Origin of the sequence: Bradyrhizobium sp. PRIMUS42, from assembly GCF_023006515.1 — a bacterium.
Taxonomy (GTDB): Bacteria; Pseudomonadota; Alphaproteobacteria; order Rhizobiales; family Xanthobacteraceae; genus Bradyrhizobium.
The window spans coordinates 1-2,062 of sequence record NZ_JALBGZ010000937.1; the positions used below are offsets into that span (position 1 = coordinate 1).

The window sequence follows — 2,062 nt, forward strand, 5'->3', positions numbered from 1 at the left end:
GACCACGCCGGTGGAGTGGCTGCTGCATCCGCCGACCGAGACTGTGCCGATCGCGCGCTGGCCGGCCGTTCCGGGCTTCGTGTTCACGCAGACCAAAACGCTTCCGGCGCCCTCGCTCGCCGACCTCAATGCGCAGACCGAGCATCAGCCATTGCTGCCGCGCCGGACCATGGCGCAGGCCAATGTCGCGGCCACCCTGCCCGTGCCCGGCCGCGCTCTCTTTGCGATCCCGGACGGCTCGCTCGAGGTGCTGATGTCGACGACATTGTCGCGGCGTGCCGCGACGCGGCTGGCGATGGCGGCCGAGACGCCGCATGCGGCCAAGAACAAAGCCAAGCCGCAGGGGCGGCGAACGGCACATGCGGCGCAGACCGCACCGAAGCATGCCGCTCAGGCCAAGACGACTGCCTCCCGCCCGACCCGCCTCGCCACCAGAGCGAAGAAACGCGCGTGAGTTCTACTGCCGCATGATGGCGGCGACGCAGAGCAGCACGATCAGCGCGAGAAAGAACAGGTCCATATAGGACTTGAGCTCGCCGTCGCGCCGCAGCCGCGCGACGTCGGCCACGACCTGCTTGCGCGCGCTCGTTCCTCCGGAGCCGTCGTTGATCGGGCCCTGAAGGCGCCGCGTCTCGGCTTCCAGTTTCTCGATCTTCTGGAAGAAGTAGAACGCCCGCAGCGTCGAGGCGGCGCGCATGGCGGCATAGACCAGCACCAGGATCGCGATGATCGCCCGGTTCTGGTATTTCTCCATGAAGTTGAGGCTGAAATAGACCATCGCCATGAATGCGAAATTGGTCACGAAGCGGTAGACGAAGCTGAGAAAGATCATGCTGGCTCGAGCCTTGAAGGGGAAGCGCGATCGGATCGTTGCGATGCGGGATCAGGGGCCCAGACCGGAACAGCCGGCCTGGATGCGGTGCAGGCCCGTCTACGCCAAGATTGTTTCAACAAAGATACTGCAAGTCGCCGCCTTTTAGCCACACGCGGCCACAATGCAAGCCAGAGGACGGCCGTCACCCTGGCGCGCAGCGCGTCCGCAACGGCTCAATGGTGATTTGGCGGAAGTCGCGATAGACTGGGCGCTGCCGCCACAGCTGGGGTCTGCCGATGCCGAAGAAGGGAATCACCGGCCACGACGACTGGGTTCTGACCGAGGCCCTCGCGACCGCCCTGGTCGCGCTGGAGCAGCTCGAGCCAAAGCACCAGCCGAACGCGCATATGGACGACATCCGCAAGATGCTCTCGAACGGCAAGGAGCCGGCGGCGGTGAGCCTGCACCTCGCCCAGGCCAAATGCCGCCTGTTTCCCGACCTCGACCCGCTGGAGATCTACCGGGAATACGGCATCGGCGAGGAATATGGCTAGGGCCCGCCGGCGACGGATCCTGCAATCACCATCGCCAGCGCGCCCAGGTCGATCCTGCCATTGACGATCAGCTCCTCCGAACTGTTCGCATCGTCCGTGCCTTGAACCTTGAGCGTCTGCGGCCGGTTGGCGGCTTGCCGCTGCAGCTCGCCAACGATGGCTTCCTTCAGTTTCTCTTCCAGCATGAGCACTTCCTTCGGGCCGGCATTGCACGCCGATGTCGCGCGTCCCGCTCAACCAAGGCGGAGCCGCGCCCTTCGTTTCCCGTCAAGCCAGATGCCGCGGCAGGCTATGGTGGATATTGCAAGCCGCGACCGCCGCGTGGCCGAACGCGACCGAGATCTGGTGCAGGTCGGTGACGACGTCGCCGATACCGTAGAGCCCGCTGACCGAGGTACGCTGGTGGTCGTCGACTTTCAGATAGCCTTCCCCGACATGCTCGGCCCCCAGCGACACCGCGAGCTGCGAGCGGACCTCGGCGCCCATCGCCGGATAGACCGTGTCGAACGGCAGCGTCCGGCCGTCGGCGAAGACAGCCTCGATGCCCCCGCTCCTCCGCCGAAGATGCAGATCGGGCGCGAACACGATTTCGACGCCGGCTTCGGTCAGCTCCGGCGTTGCGCCGGGTTCGTCACCCTGGCCGATGGCGAGCAGCGTCACGTCGCGCGAGTAGCCGCGCAGGAACAGCGCCTTG

4 protein-coding genes and 1 pseudogene are annotated in these 2,062 nt (G+C 65.9%); 2 read left to right on the plus strand and 3 right to left on the minus strand.

Translation table 11 applies throughout. From position 1 onward, the window contains the following. Window positions 1–454, plus strand: a pseudogene (locus MOV75_RS35925) (polysaccharide deacetylase family protein); the annotation flags it as partial. A 3-nt stretch (window positions 455–457) separates the two neighbouring features. On the opposite strand, the gene MOV75_RS35930 reads toward MOV75_RS35925, so the two are convergent. After that, on the minus strand, window positions 458–832 hold the full coding sequence (locus MOV75_RS35930; RefSeq protein ID WP_246932463.1) for a hypothetical protein: 375 nt from the start codon (window positions 830–832) through the stop codon (window positions 458–460). A 278-nt stretch (window positions 833–1,110) separates the two neighbouring features. On the opposite strand from MOV75_RS35930, the gene MOV75_RS35935 reads away from it, so the two are divergent. Further along, the gene (locus tag MOV75_RS35935) at window positions 1,111–1,368 is read left to right on the plus strand and encodes a hypothetical protein (RefSeq protein ID WP_246932461.1); all 258 of its coding nucleotides are present in this window, start codon (window positions 1,111–1,113) and stop codon (window positions 1,366–1,368) included. Here MOV75_RS35935 and MOV75_RS35940 read toward each other — a convergent pair. Then, window positions 1,365–1,553 carry a hypothetical protein gene (locus tag MOV75_RS35940; protein WP_246932458.1) on the minus strand — a complete coding sequence of 63 codons (189 nt, stop codon included), beginning with the start codon at window positions 1,551–1,553 and terminating at the stop codon, window positions 1,365–1,367. The genes MOV75_RS35935 and MOV75_RS35940 overlap by 4 nt on opposite strands. 82 nt (window positions 1,554–1,635) lie before the next feature. After that, window positions 1,636–2,062: FAD-dependent oxidoreductase (locus MOV75_RS35945; RefSeq protein ID WP_247007729.1), on the minus strand; the 427-nt coding region annotated here is incomplete at its 5' end.